Here is a 16016-nt window from a genome sequence, read left to right on the forward strand (position 1 = left end):
CGCAAGCCCGGTTGCCCGCGGCAGCATGCTTGGAGGCGCGCCGCCGACCCCTGGGCTTAGGGGTGCCGCCGGCGGGCGGCTACCTGGAAACGTGTTCCGCAGCGGCCTCCAGGGCCGAGGCTTGCCAGGCTGTCGCCTGCTTCTCGCTGCTTCTAGCCGTTGACAATGGAGCCGCCGTTCGGGTGGATGATCTGCCCCGTCAGGTAGGAGCCGTCATTGGACGCAAACAGCACATAGGCCGGTGCGACCTCGCTGGGCTGGCCTGGCCGCCCCAGTACGGTGTGGCGCCCGAACTTTTCCACCTGGTCGGCACTGAAGCTCGCTGGGATCAGCGGCGTCCAGATCGGGCCGGGCGCGACGGCATTGACCGTAATGCCCCTTTCCCCCAGCTCAATGGCAAGCGAACCTGTGAAAGCGACAATTGCTCCCTTGGTCGCCGCATAGTCGATCAGGGTGGAGTGTCCCTTGTAGGCGGTGACTGAAGCGGTGTTGATGATCCTGCCCCCTTCGCCCAGCAGAGGCAGGGCGGCCTGCGTCAGGTAGAACATGGAGAATATATTGGCGCGGAAGGTCTGTTCCAGTTGTTCCGGCGAGATGTCCTCGATGCTCGGTTGCGGATATTGCTGGGCCGCGTTGTTGACAAGGATGTCAAGTTGCCCCAGCGCTTCCACGGTTTGGGATACCAGTTCCTGGCAGAATTGAGGGTCGCTGACATCGCCCTGGATGGCAATTGCCTTGCGGCCTTGTTCACGGATCAGTGAAAGGGTTTTTTCCGCATCCTCGGTTTCATCGTCGCTCAGATAATTGATCGCGACGTCGGCTCCTTCCATGGCGAAATGAATCGCAACAGCCCTGCCGATGCCGCTGTCTCCGCCGGTGATAAGGGCAGTCTTGCCTTCAAGCTTTCCGCTGCCGCGATAGGAGGGGTCGACATATTGCGGACGAGGCTCCATGTCCGCTTCCACGCCGGGTTGCCGCTCCTGGTGCTGGGCGGGCTGGTCAATATCGCGATGGTCCTTGTCTGGGTTGTAATCGAGTGTCATTTTTTCCTCCGTCAGTAAATGGTGGATATAGAAGTGGCATACATGAAGAGGAGGAAGAAGGCGGTCGGCGCTTCTTCCGCATCATGGGCTAACGTCCTCGGCCATTGGAAGCCTGGTCGCCTTTACGGCCCGCCTTGCGCGCGGAGTTGGTGTCGAATTCGTGGGAAGTGCCCCTTGCATGGGCTGCCTTGCCACCCTGGCTCGCGATTTCACGTTGCTTTTCGGGATTCATCGCGGCGAATCCGCGATTGGCAGTATTTTGCTGGGTCATGATATTTCTCCTTGAACAATTGGTTGAAAAACCTTGCACGGCAAACCCGCAGTGAAAGGGGTGAGTCCATGCTAGGCCACCGATGCGGGGGCGATCATCGTCAGGCGTCCTATTCAATTGTGAGAATCCGAAACATGCGTCAGGCCGTGCTCCTGTGGTCGGGAAAGATGTCCTGGCGTGTGTGCGGGCCTGGCTTGTCAGCGCTTTCTGTCAAGAAATTCAGGCTTATCCTCTGGCAGCCTCCTGCCGCTGGCCGCTAGAGTCGGCATTGCTCCGGCATGTTCACCCTGACATGGCTGGGTTGCGACACCCTAGTATTTCAACCAGGCATATGCCATCGACCGACAAGGAGAGCAGCAATGGACCCCGTTTATCCCGCTGGCAGTGGTACCAAGGCCGCCATTAGGCGCCACCCCATCCATCCAATGTTGGTATCCCTGCCAATCGGCCTGCTGATGGGAGCACTGCTGAGCGATATCGCATTTGCGGTACTCGAAGACACCTTCTGGGCCGAGGCCGCTTTCTGGCTGCTGGCGGCCGGGCTGGCAAGCGGCCTGCTGGCGGCGTTGACCGGGGTGATCGAGCTCCTGGGTGTGCAACGCGCACGGCGGCTTCCCATGGCATGGCTGCACGGCATCATCAATCTTGCCGTGCTCGGACTGGCCAGCGCCAATGTCTTGCTGCGCATGGACGACATGCTGGGGATACTGCCGCTCGGGCTGGGATTGTCCATGGCGACCGGTGCCTTGCTGGGCGTTTCCGGCTGGCTGGGCGGAGAGTTGACATTCCGGCACGGCATCGGGGTGTCGGAAAGGATAGGGGGCGTCGATGCCCCCGAAGCACAGCAGCGCGCGCCCGCGCAACAGAGGTGAGGCCCGATGGGACAGACCTTTGCCGTCTTGACGGGCCTGCACTTTATTGCGTGCAGCCTGCTGTTGCTCCCGGTGACGGCGCTGGGCCACAGCAAGCTGCTCTTCTCCGAGCCGCAGGATGGCGCTGTCTTGTCCGCGCCTCCAGAGAAAGTCACCCTGCATTTCAACAAGCCGATCGAGGCCCGCTTCAATCGTGCGGAACTATGGCAGGAAGGGGAGTGGGCTAACCTGCCGTCGACGGCTACGCCGGAAAGACTGGTCATCAGGCTGGATGAGGCAAAGCCCATGTCAGAGTACCGCATACGCTGGAGCGTCATGTCCCGGGACGGTCACCGGCAGCAGGGCACCTTGCGCTTCCTCGTCCGGTAAGCATGCCTACCGTATTCGACCATGCCCATCTGCTCGATGGCGCGCTGGCCCGTGCCTGCGCCTACCTGGCGCTGGCTGTGCTCGCTGGCATGCAGTTGTGGGAGTGGCGTTTCAGCCATTCCCTGGTGTGGCGGCGCTACCTTAACTGGGGAGCGCTTGCGCTTGGCAGCATGGCCTTGTTGTTCGCGCTGAACAGCGCCGCGCTGAATGACGGCGATGTTTTCAACGTGGCCGCCATGCCTGTGGCCAGCCCCGCGGACATGCTGGCATTGGTGCGGTTCAGTGTGTTCGGCCAGGCGTGGCTGGCATACTGGCTGTCTTTGTTGCTTGCCGTTTTTTGCAGGCCGGCCTGGCTGGCCATGTTGCTGGCATTGGCCCTGGCTTCTCATGCCGGCGAGCTGGGCATGGCCAGCCTCGCCTACTGGACGGATCTGCTGCATATGGGATGCGCGTTACTCTGGCTTGGCGGAATGAGCTTGATGCTGGTGTTCAGGCTGGCTGACACTGCCTGGATATCGCCGCCCGATCTCGGTTTTTTTTCCCGCCTAGCTTTGCCGGTGTTTTTGCTGACACTGGTCAGTGGGGCGGCGAGGGCGTGGCTGCAATATGCAGATGAAGGCGGGCTGGCGTGGACCTATGCGGCCATGCTGGGGCTCAAGCTGGCTGCCGTGGCGGCGATCGCCGCCTGTGCCTGGAGGTTGAGGCGGCTATTGCGTCAACCTAGGTTCAGCATGGCGGTTTACGACAACGGCCTGACGCTGGAATTCTTTTTCGCGCTGGTACTGCTGTTGTTCACCGCGTTGCTGACACAACTTCCGCCGGGCTGAGTTCGGTAGGCTGGGAATTGACTGCCTCGCCGCCGTGCCTAAGGAGTATCTTTTCGATCCGTTTCGCCTCTTCAGGTGGCTGCAGGTAGACCAGCAGCAGCATCGCATCGTCCCGTTGTAAGGCGCGCTGCATGACGACATTGGTATCGCTTTCACGCAGCCAGCCGTACAGCGCCCCCAAGGCCGCGCCAACAATGATGCCGATATCGGGGCCCAGCAGCTGGACGAGCGCCATTTGGTCAGTAACTTCATACCCCATCAGGAGGATGATGCCCAGGGTCAGCGCAGAACTGATCAGCAGGCCCGCCAGGGCACCCCTGCCAGTCCAGGCGAACCAGCTGTCGGTATTCTTCTTGGCGCGCAGGGTGGGGAATTTCGCCGCGGCTCCCTCCGAAAGCGCGACATCGATCAGGTCGCGCGGAATGCCCAGCCGCAGGCACTCCGTCAACACGGTGTCCACTTGATCCTGCTGTTTGAAGAATCCCGATACGGTGAAGGATTCCTTGAGTCCGATATGGGGTTTCATGGCTACAGGGCCTCCAGCTCAGGGGCGGTCCATGGCGCTTGCCTATCCTTGAACCGCTCGCGCACCTGCTTCACAAAGGCCGCATCTACCTTGTCCGCAGCATTGTCGCCGAGTTCGGTACGGATATAGGTGGCCACCGCAGCCACTTCCTCATCGTCCAGCTGTTCGCCCCACGGCGGCATGACGCCGTTATAGGTTTTTCCCGCCACCACGATTTCTCCCGTCAGGCCATGCAGGATGATGTTGACCAGTACCTCGGGGCTTTCGAGCACATATTCTGCGCCCGCCAGTGGAGGAAACACCCCAGGCACGCCCTGGCCGTTGGCCTGGTGGCAACTCGCGCAGCGGCTGCTGAAGACTGCTGCGCCGGAGACGGTGGAGGCCGACGATCCTTCCTGCGCCTGGCCTGGCTGACCGCCCGCCTGCAGGAAGCCGATATGCGCCGCCGTGTCCAGGCTGCCCATATGCCGGCCGAGATAGAATGCGCCCACGACCAAGGACAATACGATGAATATATAAAACCAGAGGGGTCCCTTGATGGTGTCCTCGACAGGCTCGGCCGTCTCATGCATGGCATCATCGTGCAGGGCCAGGGTCGATACCTCGTTTTTCTCCGACTGGATGGGTTGGTCATGCTGACGTTTTTCATCAATCATGGCTGCGCCTCTTCTGCATTGTCATTCTCCGGGATGCTGTTGGCAGGGGCGGGATAGTCGTGTTTCAGACTCAGCAGGTAGGCCACCAGGGCCTCCGCCTCTTCAGTCACGACGATCACGCCTTCTGCCGGGGCATAGGGTTGGGGTACGTCCAGCACCTCGTCGCCGGGCTCGGCCTCGGCTTTGTGCCGGAACAGGAACGGGAAGGCCGGCATGATGGACCATGGCACCAGCGCGCGCGGCTGGTAAAGGTGCAGCAGCTGCCAGTTGCGGTCAGGCAACCGCGACCCCACGTTGAACAAGTCCGGGCCGGTGCGCATGGTGCCAAGCAGGTGCGGATTGTCGTGAATGTAATCCTCCGGTACAGAAGGCCGGTTTCCCAGCCCCTTGCGGATGTCGGCGGTAAAGCTGGGGTCGCGCACCTGCTGGGTATGGCAGTAAACGCATCCGTTGCTGATATAGAGCTGGCGTCCGGCCAGTTGCTGCGCGGTCGGCGCTTCGAGCCCGGGAGGTGCCTGCAGCGTCGAGAGCATGCTCTTGGGCAGCACCACCAAGATAACCAGGGCGAATATCACGGTTGCCATCGCCCCCATGATCAATACGAGCAATCTGGTCATGGCGCCTTCTTTCTGACCAGCACAGGCTTGATCTCAAAGAAGGGAGGATGCCGGCGGGCGCTGCCATGCTGTGTAAAGGCCATGAGGTACACGTGATAGGCAAAGATGAGGTGCCCGGCGGAAATGATCACGGCAGCCACGCTGCGCAGGAGCAGCCACGGGCGGGTGCTTGCCACGGAAGCCTCGAACCCCTGGCCCGGCGCAAGCAGGCTCAGGCCCTGCAGCACGCCGCCTATGCCCAGGACGACAACATAGAGCACCATGCCGCCCCCTGTGAGCAGGATGTGCATGCGGATCAGCCGCGTGCTCGGCCATTCCTTCTTGAGCACGCGGGGCAGGATGTAATACATGCCGCCAAACAGGGATAGGGTCACGAACATATAAAGCCCGAGGTGCGAGTGGGCAATGGTCCAGTGTGTGAAATGGGTGATGCGGTTAACGCTCACCAATGCAGTCAGAATGCCCTGCAGCGAGACGGCGGTATAGGACATCGCGGCAATGACGGCCAGGGTCAGCGCCGGGGAATAGCGCATGGCGCCGAAACGGCCGACTACGGTCATGTGGTGATTGATGCCCACTGCAACGACGGGTATGACCATCATGATGCTGGCCGTGATCGAGGTGGCAATCATCCAGGATGGCAACGGCCCGCCGATCAGGTGGTGCATGCCGTTGAGCGCATAGAACAAGGCCAGCCCCCAGAAGCCGATCAGGGACAGCCAGTAGGAGTAGATCGGGCGGCCGATGATCTTGGGCAGCAAGTAGTAGATCAGCCCAAGGTTGACGGTAGTGAGCCAGAGGCCGAGGGCGTTATGGGCATAGAACCAGTTGACCGCCGCCGACTCCACGCCCTGGAAGATGGGCAGGTTGCCTGCGATGAAGATGATGGCGAACCAGGGATAGGATGCCGCCACATACCATACCGATACATAAAGGTGATGCACATTGCGGACCGAGAGCGTTTTCCAGATGGAAGCGCCCACCAGGGAGGCGCCCACCACCAGGAGCGGATCGGCCCACACGCGGTCAAGCTCCAGCCATTCCAGCCCGTCGCTATACCCTGCGAGTAACAGAACCAATCCGATGACGAGCCCAAGGGTCCAGATCAGGATGCCGGCGACGGCAGCCCCGGCCCAACGCAGTTGCGTGCGACACAGCCTGGGCATCAGCCAGAGGGATACCGAGAACATGGCCGTGGAGGCCCAGCCGTAGACCATGGCATTGAGGTGCGCCGGGCGGATGCGCCCGAAGGTCAGGTAGGCCTGCTCGGAAAGGAAATCGGGACGGTCGAACTTGAAACTGCTGATATCCCCCATGACCGTGCCTATCAGCAGCCACACAATGGAGATGAAAAATCCCAGCAACACGGGTTGCCTGCCGGAAAGGTCATAGGCGGAGACCTCCTCGGCGCTTATCCTGAGCTTGCTATGGTCTAGCGTGCTGTCTTGCTGGGTACGCGGCGAGGCCACTTGCTCGATCATAACCAGCGCTCCCATTCCTGTTGGGGATTGCGGAGCAGGCCGCCATGCTGCCGCATGCGCTCCTCCGCTTGTTGGCGGGTTTCCCAGGGCCGGGAGTAGCGCAGCTCCTCTGCTTCGAAAATCGAGTCCGCGGTGTTGCCGATATTGTCGAAATGCCCGTGGGCAATGGCGAGGAACAGGAATACCAGGGGGGGGATTCCCACGATCAGGCTGAGCAGGATGATCGCAAATGAATTGGCAAGCATTCAAACTCCTCTGTAGGCTTGGGTGATCAGATGAAGCGAATGTAAAGGTGGATCTGTGCCGTTGGCAGTCCAGACTTCTCCGAAAGCCATGTCAGAAAAGCAAACCACCAGCATGACCTGCAGGCATGACAAAGCCCCTGGCAGGGGCTCTGTGGCAGGTTAATGCATGGAAGAGGGCGGGGACTTCTGCATGCCCAACTCGGCACCCGTCAACGGGCTGGCATTGGGGTCGGACTGGGTCCGTAGCGCCATCTGCATGTTCAATGCCTCTTCGTCAGTATTGAGAGAGACGGTCGCGAGGCCCGACCCAGCATCCATGGCACCGGGCTCGTCCACATACTCCCATTGTCCGCCTTGATTCCACGGCCCCCGGACCTCGTCGCCCGATGACATGTTGAGATAAAGGTCGGTGAAGCGCGGGTCGCCGGGAAGTTTGCCTGGTGGGAAGTTCGGTTCGATGGCATACAGCGCCTTCTCAAAAGACTTCTGGTGCGCGATTTCGCGCGTCATGAGGAAGGTGAGGGCATCCTTGACCCCGGGATCGCTGGTCAGGTTGATCAGGCGTTCATAGACTATCTTCGCCCGAGCCTCGGCCGCGATATTCGAGCGCAGGTCAGCCGTAGGCTCGCCGATGGTATCGATGTAGGCCGCTGTCCAGGGCACTCCCGCCGAATTGGTCAATGGCGCGCCCGAGCCATACAGCAGCTGGGTAATGTGGCTGTCATTGCCGCTGCCGGTGAGGGAGCGGTAAATCTCGGCCTCGCTGTTCACGCCTTCTGCAAGCTTGCCCTTGCTCCCCTTGTTCAGCATGCAGACCAATGAGCCAATGATTTCCAGGTGGCTGAGCTCTTCTGTCGCAATGTCGAACAGCATGTCTTTACGGCCGGGATCATCCTCTGCCAATGCCTGGGTGAAATACCGGCAGGCCGCAGCCAGCTCTCCCTGGGGGCCGCCGAACTGTTCCAGCATCAAGTTGGCCAATCCCGGGTTGGGTTCCGAGACATGAACGGTGTATTGCAAACGCTTGTTATGGGAAAACATGACTTTCTCCTTTGCATGAGCACTAATGAAGGCCCCGGCGGTGATGACCAGGGTGTTAAGCAATGTACAAAGGGAATGGCGCCGCAGTAATGAGAGTCAGCCTGCTTTTGCAGTCAGATGAAATTAACGCCGCCAGGCCTGCGCTGCCCCTGGGTCAGGCAGGCTTGGCGACCATGAGGTAAAAGACGCACGACAGGGCGAAGAAGGCCGGAATGCCGAGCAGCACCCAGTAGCGCAGGTATGTGCGGTAAAGCGGGGGCAGGGGCTGCCTGTCGTGGGCGGCGAGCACGGCCATCCTGTGCATGCGGATTTGCAGCCATACGACAGGCAGCCAACATGCCCCGGCCAGCAGGTAGAGGGCAATGGACCATTGGATCCAGGCTTGCGTAAAGGCGTACCCTGCCAAGTGCATCAGGTAGAAGCCTGTCACGGGCTGCACGATGATGGCTGGGGTGGTGAATATCCAGTCGGCGATTACGACCAGCCGCGCCACGCAGGCAACCTCCCTGGCGTCAGCCCTGAGGCTGGTAGCGAGCATATAGAAGGCGGAACCGATGCCGGTGCCGAACAGGATGGTGGACGAGACGATATGCAGCCACTTAACGACGAGATAATCCATGTTGGCGCTCCAGTGTCATCAACAGGTAGATCAGGGCCACCATCGGCAGGTTCTTGAGCAGGGGGCCGAAAGGATGCAGCCAGAATGCCGGGATAAACCAACTCAGGATCAAGGTATAGCCCAGGATCACGGCAATCTGCATTTGCCAGAGCAAGCGACGCTTGCGCAGCCATAGCGTAGCGATGCCGAAGCCTATATCGAGCAGGGCTGCCCCGTACAAGGCCACGCTCGCCGCCGTTCCCTCCAGGCCGACCTCGGCAAGCAATGCATAGCTTTCTTCCACTGGGTAGAGGCCGAGCGACACTAGCCCCGTGACGATCCATACCACGGCAATGCTGAACCTGAGCAAGGGTTGCAGCCATCCGAGCAACGCGAGCGCGCGCCATCCGTCGGCCTCTGCTGGATTGATGAAGGAGGCGACCGGCGTGGGGTCACGGCCCAGGAAAAATCGCATATCCTCGATGTCCGCAGTATTGCTGCGTTCCAGCATTGCCAGCGTCTCGGGCGTCAGCAGGCTGGAAGACATCCATTGCCCGGCCTGCGCTGCCAGCTTGGCTAGTATGCGGTGCAGGCTGAATGCCCTGAGGGGCCCAAGGCCCATCTGCCGCCGCAGGAGGTCGGTATATTCACGCAGGGTCAGCGCCTGGGGGCCCGCCACGGCAATCGTAATCGTCCCCGCCGGATTGAGAGGCGTCAGCGCTTGCACCAATGCCGTCAAGTCATGGATATGCACCGGTTGCAGAAGCTGGCATCCGCCGCCAGGCAACGGCAGCACGGGCATGCTGGCCAGCATGGTGAACAGGCGTGCGCTTGAGCCGTCCGGGCCGAAGACCAGTGAGGGCTGCAGGATGAATGCGGGAATATCCAATGTTCTGAGTACATCGTCGGCAGCCTTCTTGCTCAGGTGATAGGCGCTGGCAGCCGCTTCATCGGCCCCCAGGGCGGATATCTGGATGACCAGTCCCACCTGGGATTGCTGGCAGGCCCTGAACAGGGCGGCAGGCGCCTGTTCATGCAGGGTATCGAATGTCTGTCCGTCGTGTTCGCGCAACAGGCCGACGGCATTGATGACGACATCCACGCCTTCGAGCACGGGCAGCCAGTCTTGGGGGGCTAGCCCTTTGGTGAAGTCCGTTTCGATGTAGGTGATATCGGGATGACTGGAGGCAGGCAGCTTGCGCACCCCAGCGATGACGCTGTGGCCTTGCGCCATCAGCGCCGAGACGATGTGCCTGCCGAGAAAACCGTTTGCCCCCAGCACCAGCACGGTCCTGGGCTTTGCCATGTTCTCAGGCAAGGGCGCTGCCGTCGTTGAACTTGCTCTCGATGTCATGGCTCTATGCAAGGAGCCGGAGACGCTGGCTGCGAGTTTTTTCAACCAAAGACGGAGATGCATCATGCCAAGAGGATTATGCAGGCGCGGGTTGAGTTCGGGGACATATGCCAGCTTGAGTTCGGCTGTGGCGCTGGCCATTTGTGGGAAGCTGGAGAACGGGTCATATGTGGCTCCTATCAATGCCATCAGTCATTGGGTATGGGGCGACGACGCGGCACGGCACGACGGTGTTGATGTCATGCACACCCTGCTGGGCTATACGATCCACCATGCCTCTGCCACTTTCTGGGCGCTCATCTACGAACATGTCACCAGGTCGCGACCAACGGGCAATGCCTTGCAGCTTTATGCCGACGCCGCCGTCATTGCGGCCTTGGCATCCTACGTCGACTACCACCTGACGCCGCGCCGCCTGAGGCCCGGCTATGAAATGCGCCTTTCCCGCCTGTCGCTGCTCGTGGTATACGCCGCATTTGCTTACGGGCTCGCTCGGCAGAAGCTGGCCAGGCGCCGGACGCACGCATTGGCATCCAGCGCGCCGGATCAACTCAATAGGTAATCTGCCTGCACACAATCTTGTCAATCATCCCATTGGGCAGGCGGCTGGTCTCGATGCCATAATCGTTGCCCATACTGCCGAAGACAGCCATGACGATCTTCTGGAAATCCTGCAGGGCATGAAAGGAATCGTTGACCGGCCGGATCACGAAACCATGGCCTTCGGCCATGGTTTCAGCGCGATGCAGCGGTGAGGATAGGTTGAATTCATCTACTCTTGCCATGATGTGTCTTTCTGTAATCTGATGAGGACCTCGGAATGAGGTTGTCCATGTCAGCACTGCTCAGTGCAGGCCCGGAGTCAGCACGACCTTGCGGCAGTTTTCCTCTGCGTCGTTGAAGATGCGGTAGCCCAGCGGCGCATCTTCCAGCGCCATGCGGTGGGTAATGATGTCGGCCGGGTGCAAGTCGCCGTTTTCGATAAATTCCAGCAGCTCGGGAAGGAAGCGGTGGACATGAGTCTGACCCATCTTAAACGTCAACCCCTTGTCGAACGCATCCCCGATCAGGAAGCCGTGGATAAAGCCCGCATATACGCCAGGAATGCTGACCGTGCCACCGCGCCTAGTGGCGGCAATGCATTGGCGGATCACCTTGCCATTGCTGGTTTCCAGCTTCAAGGCCGTGAGGGCGGACTCCACGACGCTGCCTTTGGCTTCGAAGCCCACGGCGTCGATCGAGCCATCGACGCCACGATGCGCGGTATGTTCCAGGATATAGTCGGCTGGGTCTTCGACCTCGTCCAGGTTGATGCTGATGGTGTTGTACTGTGCCTGGGCAAAATCCAGCCGGTATTGCAGGTCGTCGATCATGAAAATCGTCTCGACCCCCATCATCCGGGCACAGGCCGCTGCCATCAGGCCGACCGGGCCCGCGCCGAAAATGGCGAGGCTGCTGCCTTTGCCTACTCCGGCATTGAGCACGGCCTGGTAACCGGTGGGCAGGATGTCGGTGAGGAACAGCACCTGTTCATCCGCCAGGCTGCCGTTGATCTTGAATGGCCCCACATTTCCATGCGGCACACGGACCAGCTCGGCCTGGCCGCCCGGGATCCCGCCGTATAGGTGGCTGTATCCGAACAGGGCTGCTGGCGGAGTGCCGCTTTTCTTATTCAGACTGGGGCCTGGGCCGGGGTTGGTGGTTTCGCAAGCGGCAAACTGCTGCTGCGCGCAGAAAAAGCAGTGCCCGCATGCAATCACGAACGGGATGATCACGCGGTCGCCTTTCCTGACTTCCGTGACACCATGGCCGGTATCTTCCACGATGCCCATGAACTCATGCCCGAGGATATCGCCGTCATGCAGCTGGGGGATCTTGCCTCGGTAGAGGTGCAGGTCCGAGCCGCAGATCGCAGTAGAGGTAACGCGGATGATGATATCGTCATCTGCCTGCAGGACCGGGTCTGGAACTGTTTCGATACGGACATCTTTGCTGCCATGGTATGTCAACGCGCGCATGAGGTGCTCCTTGTACTTGATGGGGGAGGATAGGCCAAGAGGGCCCGCTACCGCTGCCGGCGCGAAGGACTGCGAGGCCCGGCAGTAGCAATGGGCTGATCCTAGCGAAGCCTGGACGGCTCTTTCATCCGCGCTTCGCTGAAAGCCTTGTAAGAATTCCATTCCCTTGAGGAACACCTGGGGTGACCGCCCGGGAATAGTCATATTGTCTGACAACAGAATCCGATATTTACGTCTGCCGCGCTCCAAGGCCTTCATGGACGATCTCGGCACCACAAACCCCGCATTGTCTTGACCTTACCGAAAAGGGATTACATGGCTAGGCCTCCGCTTGAAAGCACTTATGCGCTATGGAAGAAGGGCTATGTCTTCATCGACAGCACATGTCGCGCGCTGGGAGTCAAGGCCTTCAGGACGCGCCTGATGATGCGGCCGGCCATCTGCATGCAGGGCGAGGCCGCCGCCAGGCTTTTTTACGACAATGAGAAATTCATGCGTGCTGGCGCCATGCCGGCACGCGCCAAGAAAACCCTCGTCGGTGAAGGCGGCGTGCAAGGCATGGACGGGCATGCCCATCGTCACCGCAAGCAGATGTTCACTCGCGAGCTCATGTCCCCTGAGCGCATCGAGCACCTGGTGTGCCTCCATCGCGGGCATTGGAAAGAGGCGATCCAAGCATGGAAGCCAGGCAGCGAGATCGTATTGTTCCGCGAAGCGCAGAAACTCCTGTGCAAGAGCGTATGTGCCTGGGCAGGTGTACCCCTGACCGGCCATGAACTGGATCGGCGCGCACGGGAATTCGGCCACATGATAGACAGTGGAGCCAAGCTCGGACCGCATCACTGGCGCGGCAGATGGGCACGCAAGTCGTGCGAGCGCTGGCTAGGGCAACTGATAGAGGATATCCGTCATTACGGCGAACAAGGCCAGGCAGGCAGTATCTTGCAGAGCATCGCCTGGCACCGTGACGAGCACGGGCAGCGCTTGCCACTACAGGTGGCTGCCGTCGAGCTGATCAACATCCTGCGCCCCACCGTCGCCATCGCGCAACTGGCGGTATTCTGCGCGCTGGCCCTGCATTCCTTCCCAGCCTGTCGGCAAAAGCTGCAGCAGGGCGATGAAGATTACCTCGGCTGGTTCGTACTGGAGGTAAGGCGCTTCTATCCATTTTTTCCCTTTCTCGCCGCCGTCGTGCGCGAGGATTTTCGTTGGCAGAACCTGGAGTTCAAACGCGGGCAGCGCGTATTGCTGGATATCTACGGTACGCATCGCGACCCGGCATTATGGCAAGACCCCGCGCAATTCATCCCTGAGCGCTTCAAGGACTGGGATGGCAACAGCTTCGGTTTGATCGCCAATGGCGGCGCCACCTACGAATACCATCACCGCTGCCCGGGCGAATGGATCACGATCGCACTGATGAAGGCGATCACCCGGATGCTGGTGCACGAGATCGAATACACCGTTCCTGCTCAAGACCTGAGGCTGGACCTTAGCAGGATCCCGGCATTGCCGGAAAGTGGATTCATTATCCAGCCTGTTATCACACCTCGATATTTGGAGAAAAAGCATGCAAATTCATGAGCTGACATCGTTACAGTGGAAGGCATTGAACAAGGTGTGGAAAGCTGAGCAGGAAGGCATGACGGCAGAAATTGCCGACGGCCTGCGCGACTTTCTCGTCAAGGCTGAGCTGATCCTGCCGGACATGGAGCAGCATCACCGCATCACGGAAAAAGCCAGGTCCATGCTCGTCAAGTCCTGACCAGCAGCGCTGCCATGTCTGGCTGCCTTGTTCTGCATGGCCTGATGGATAGATGCTGGCGTTGGTTTTTCAGACAAAGATCCATGAGGTTTTCCAGCGTTGTTTCAGCGCCTGGACTACATGGCCCAGCCCCCGGCCCGGTTATGCTCGGATTTCATTCACACGAAAGGAGTAGACCGTGAAATCCATCGTATGCATTGCCGCTCTCAGCCTTGGTCTTGGCCTATCCGGCGCCTATGCGGCGGAAGAAATCAACCCACGCACGCTGGACGATGCCAACACGCCGCGCCAGCAGGATGAGAAAGCGGCGAGAGGAGGCAAGCAAAAGGCCATTGAAAACGCCACCGAGCAACAGGCGGACCCCAATGTCACCCCATCCCGCCATGACGCGCAAGGGCATCCTTCGACAGAACAGCCGCAGGACAGACTGGAGCGCCGTTAACCCTGTCAAGGGATACACCGGAGTATGGGCGAATGCCCGCAGGCTTTACATGAGAGCCTGCGGGCATTTACTTTATGTGCGCCAAGGATGCTTGGGCAGGTCGCAACTGCCTGCCGCCTCGGCGCCGGCCTTGGCCACGATATGGTCGTTTTCCACCGTGTCGCCGCTGACGCCTATCGCGCCCACCAACACGCCTTCGTCGTCCACGATAGGCAGGCCGCCCGGAAAGGTGATGAGTCCTTCATTGGAATGCTCAATCCCATACAAGGGCTGGTTCGGCTGCGACAATTGGCCGATATCCCCCGAAGGCATGGCGAAAAAGCAGGCAGTCTTGGCCTTCTTGATGGCGACGTCTATGCTGCCCACCCAGGCGTCGTCCATGCGGGAGAACGCCTTGAGGTTGGCGCCCGAGTCCAGCACGGCAATACAGCTTTTCACGCCGATGGCCTCGGCCTTGCGCGTGGCCTGTTCTATGATGATGTTCGCTTGCTCGATGGTGACATGCATGATGTTCCTCCTTTGTGGTTGGTGAAGTAAGGGTGATGCAGGTTGATTCGCTTGCCCAGCTTGCGTGTTGTCAGCCCGTCCGTCTTGCCATTGGCCGGTCTTGGGCCCCGGTGCTGAGCAGTCGGTAGCAGATCGCCAAGGCGACGACCAAATACGCCATTCCGCCCGGTATCCACATGATGAGCCCGCCCAGTTGCTGGTCCTGCAAAGCCAGCTCCAGGCTACCTGCCGGAATGATGTAGCTGTGGTACCAGACCCGGCTCGAGAAGGTCAGCAGCGCCCCCAGCAGTGCGGTGTGCAGCGCGGTGGTGAACAACGAGACCAGGCCAGAGACAGCTGGGCTGCGCGTATTGCTCAGGCGCATGAGCGACCACCAGAACAGCAGCGCGGAGAAAAAGAAGCTCAGGTGCTGCAGGTCGTGTATCAATGGATAATGCAGCGCCATCTCGAACAATTCCGGCACGTGCCACCCCCACAGCACGCCTGCATGTATTGTCCATGCGGAAAGCGGGTTGGTCAGCAAGCGCCAGAAGCGCGAAAAGCTGGGGCTCGAGGTTGTTTTGCCAACCTTGGCCGCTGCACCGGGAAAAGCCCATGCCCACATCGGGAGGGGGCGGGCCATGACGAATAGCGGCGCCGCCACGATCATCAACAGCTCGTGCTGCACCATGTGCATGGAAAAATAGGCATTGCCCAGCGTATCCACCGGCGAAAACAGCGCCACCACCAGCGTAAGCCAGGCGAGCAGGAATGCCTTGGCGCGCATGGGGGCATCGCTGGTCGGTCTGCCTATCTTGCGCGTCATGCGGTAAAGTCCGGCAAGGTAGAGGACAAGCGCCAGCCCGACCGGAAGCGCCACCCAATAATCCTGCAATAGCTGCAACCAGGGGTTGGCGTGATGATGGCCGCCGATCGGGTGGCCCCACGCTTGTGTGGAATAGAGGGCGGCAATGGTGATGAGAAGCTGCTTCATATGCATGGATCCAACATCAGGACAGGTAGCCACTGGATCACGATCACCAGTAGGAAGAACAGGCTCAACATGAAACCTGCCAGCGCCATGAATTGGCGCGGGGGCATCTCGCTTTCGCTTTCGCTGCCGCGCTTGTGCGATTGCGGGTTTTCATTGATGCGGGCCAGGGTCTTGTGCAATTTCAGGTTGTGCCAGCTCAGGTAGGCGCTCGTGACGCTGAGCAGGAAGGCAAGCAAGGTGGCCGCATGCACCGGGATCAGCTGCTCTTGCCGGCATGTCCAGTCCAGGATCGGGTAGGCCACGGCCAGCTGCATGCTCCAGCTGACGGGCCCTGCCAGGATGCATAGCCAGAGCAGGGTGAGTGCAAAGCTGGGATTATGTTCCGCGATTTTGATCGGGTCGCGCATAGGT

22 protein-coding genes are annotated in these 16016 nt (G+C 60.1%); 7 read left to right on the forward strand and 15 right to left on the reverse strand.

Annotation, left to right across the window (positions count from 1 at the left end):
* Window positions 1–152 precede the first annotated feature (152 nt).
* Window positions 153–1043, reverse strand: coding sequence for an SDR family oxidoreductase (locus MFLA_RS07300; RefSeq protein WP_011479648.1), 891 nt, complete (start codon window positions 1041–1043; stop codon window positions 153–155).
* A gap of 88 nt (window positions 1044–1131) precedes the next feature.
* A complete protein-coding gene (locus tag MFLA_RS07305; protein WP_011479649.1) occupies window positions 1132–1314 on the reverse strand; it encodes a KGG domain-containing protein in 183 nt (60 codons plus the stop codon).
* Between the two features lie 359 nt (window positions 1315–1673).
* On the opposite strand from MFLA_RS07305, the gene MFLA_RS07310 reads away from it, so the two are divergent.
* The 3 genes from MFLA_RS07310 to MFLA_RS07320 are packed head-to-tail and all read left to right on the forward strand — an operon-like array spanning window position 1674 to window position 3382.
* Window positions 1674–2186 carry a DUF2231 domain-containing protein gene (locus tag MFLA_RS07310; RefSeq protein WP_011479650.1) on the forward strand — a complete coding sequence of 171 codons (513 nt, stop codon included), beginning with the start codon at window positions 1674–1676 and terminating at the stop codon, window positions 2184–2186.
* 6 nt (window positions 2187–2192) lie between these two features.
* Entirely contained in the window at window positions 2193–2555 is a 363-nt protein-coding gene (locus tag MFLA_RS07315; protein WP_011479651.1) for a copper resistance CopC family protein, read from the forward strand.
* Window positions 2556–2557: 2 nt separating this feature from the next.
* Window positions 2558–3382 carry a CopD family protein gene (locus MFLA_RS07320; RefSeq protein ID WP_011479652.1) on the forward strand — a complete coding sequence of 275 codons (825 nt, stop codon included), beginning with the start codon at window positions 2558–2560 and terminating at the stop codon, window positions 3380–3382.
* On the opposite strand, the gene MFLA_RS07325 is transcribed toward MFLA_RS07320, so the two are convergent.
* The 8 genes from MFLA_RS07325 to MFLA_RS07360 form a co-directional block, all read right to left on the reverse strand.
* Window positions 3348–3908 (reverse strand): hypothetical protein, encoded by a 561-nt coding sequence (locus MFLA_RS07325; RefSeq protein ID WP_011479653.1) that lies wholly within the window; start codon window positions 3906–3908, stop codon window positions 3348–3350. The genes MFLA_RS07320 and MFLA_RS07325 overlap by 35 nt on opposite strands.
* A 2-nt stretch (window positions 3909–3910) precedes the next feature.
* On the reverse strand, window positions 3911–4564 hold the full coding sequence (locus MFLA_RS14135) for a c-type cytochrome (protein WP_011479654.1): 654 nt from the start codon (window positions 4562–4564) through the stop codon (window positions 3911–3913).
* Window positions 4561–5181, reverse strand: coding sequence for a cbb3-type cytochrome c oxidase subunit II (locus MFLA_RS07335; protein ID WP_011479655.1), 621 nt, complete (start codon window positions 5179–5181; stop codon window positions 4561–4563). Before MFLA_RS07335 ends, MFLA_RS14135 begins: the two co-directional genes overlap by 4 nt.
* Entirely contained in the window at window positions 5178–6662 is a 1485-nt protein-coding gene (locus tag MFLA_RS07340; RefSeq protein WP_011479656.1) for a cbb3-type cytochrome c oxidase subunit I, read from the reverse strand. Before MFLA_RS07340 ends, MFLA_RS07335 begins: the two co-directional genes overlap by 4 nt.
* Entirely contained in the window at window positions 6659–6907 is a 249-nt protein-coding gene (locus tag MFLA_RS07345; protein ID WP_011479657.1) for a hypothetical protein, read from the reverse strand. The genes MFLA_RS07340 and MFLA_RS07345 overlap by 4 nt, the downstream gene beginning before the upstream one ends.
* A gap of 159 nt (window positions 6908–7066) precedes the next feature.
* Window positions 7067–7948 (reverse strand): manganese catalase family protein, encoded by an 882-nt coding sequence (locus MFLA_RS07350; protein ID WP_011479658.1) that lies wholly within the window; start codon window positions 7946–7948, stop codon window positions 7067–7069.
* Between the two features lie 154 nt (window positions 7949–8102).
* Complete coding sequence (locus MFLA_RS07355) at window positions 8103–8567, reverse strand: DUF2269 family protein (protein WP_011479659.1); 465 nt, start codon at window positions 8565–8567, stop codon at window positions 8103–8105.
* Entirely contained in the window at window positions 8548–10041 is a 1494-nt protein-coding gene (locus MFLA_RS07360) for an SDR family oxidoreductase (protein ID WP_229407024.1), read from the reverse strand. Before MFLA_RS07360 ends, MFLA_RS07355 begins: the two co-directional genes overlap by 20 nt.
* A gap of 28 nt (window positions 10042–10069) precedes the next feature.
* Between MFLA_RS07360 and MFLA_RS07365 the strand changes: the two genes are divergently transcribed.
* Window positions 10070–10462: a hypothetical protein gene (locus tag MFLA_RS07365; protein ID WP_229407025.1), complete on the forward strand. Its 393-nt coding sequence runs from the start codon at window positions 10070–10072 to the stop codon at window positions 10460–10462.
* Here the strand turns inward: MFLA_RS07365 and MFLA_RS07370 are convergent.
* Window positions 10452–10685, reverse strand: a complete 234-nt coding sequence (locus MFLA_RS07370) for a hypothetical protein (RefSeq protein WP_011479662.1) — start codon at window positions 10683–10685, stop codon at window positions 10452–10454. The two genes, MFLA_RS07365 and MFLA_RS07370, sit on opposite strands and share 11 nt — an antisense overlap.
* Before the next feature lie 60 nt (window positions 10686–10745).
* Window positions 10746–11918, reverse strand: a complete 1173-nt coding sequence (locus tag MFLA_RS07375) for a zinc-dependent alcohol dehydrogenase (RefSeq protein ID WP_011479663.1) — start codon at window positions 11916–11918, stop codon at window positions 10746–10748.
* A gap of 315 nt (window positions 11919–12233) precedes the next feature.
* Here MFLA_RS07375 and MFLA_RS07380 point away from each other — a divergent pair, with 315 nt between their 5' ends.
* From MFLA_RS07380 to MFLA_RS07390, 3 genes are all read left to right on the forward strand, one after another.
* On the forward strand, window positions 12234–13502 hold the full coding sequence (locus MFLA_RS07380; RefSeq protein WP_011479664.1) for a cytochrome P450: 1269 nt from the start codon (window positions 12234–12236) through the stop codon (window positions 13500–13502).
* Window positions 13489–13683: a hypothetical protein gene (locus MFLA_RS07385; RefSeq protein WP_048811620.1), complete on the forward strand. Its 195-nt coding sequence runs from the start codon at window positions 13489–13491 to the stop codon at window positions 13681–13683. The genes MFLA_RS07380 and MFLA_RS07385 overlap by 14 nt, the downstream gene beginning before the upstream one ends.
* A gap of 178 nt (window positions 13684–13861) precedes the next feature.
* Complete coding sequence (locus MFLA_RS07390; RefSeq protein ID WP_011479665.1) at window positions 13862–14125, forward strand: hypothetical protein; 264 nt, start codon at window positions 13862–13864, stop codon at window positions 14123–14125.
* 72 nt (window positions 14126–14197) lie between these two features.
* Here MFLA_RS07390 and MFLA_RS07395 read toward each other — a convergent pair whose 3' ends face one another.
* From MFLA_RS07395 to MFLA_RS07405, 3 genes are all read right to left on the reverse strand, one after another.
* The gene (locus tag MFLA_RS07395) at window positions 14198–14632 is read right to left on the reverse strand and encodes a GlcG/HbpS family heme-binding protein (protein WP_011479666.1); all 435 of its coding nucleotides are present in this window, start codon (window positions 14630–14632) and stop codon (window positions 14198–14200) included.
* Window positions 14633–14702: 70 nt separating this feature from the next.
* A complete protein-coding gene (locus MFLA_RS07400) occupies window positions 14703–15605 on the reverse strand; it encodes a cytochrome c oxidase assembly protein (RefSeq protein ID WP_011479667.1) in 903 nt (300 codons plus the stop codon).
* Complete coding sequence (locus tag MFLA_RS07405) at window positions 15602–16012, reverse strand: hypothetical protein (protein ID WP_011479668.1); 411 nt, start codon at window positions 16010–16012, stop codon at window positions 15602–15604. The genes MFLA_RS07400 and MFLA_RS07405 overlap by 4 nt, the downstream gene beginning before the upstream one ends.
* Window positions 16013–16016 lie beyond the last annotated feature (4 nt).

Origin of the sequence: Methylobacillus flagellatus KT, from assembly GCF_000013705.1 — a bacterium.
In the GTDB taxonomy this organism is placed as follows: domain Bacteria; phylum Pseudomonadota; class Gammaproteobacteria; order Burkholderiales; family Methylophilaceae; genus Methylobacillus; species Methylobacillus flagellatus.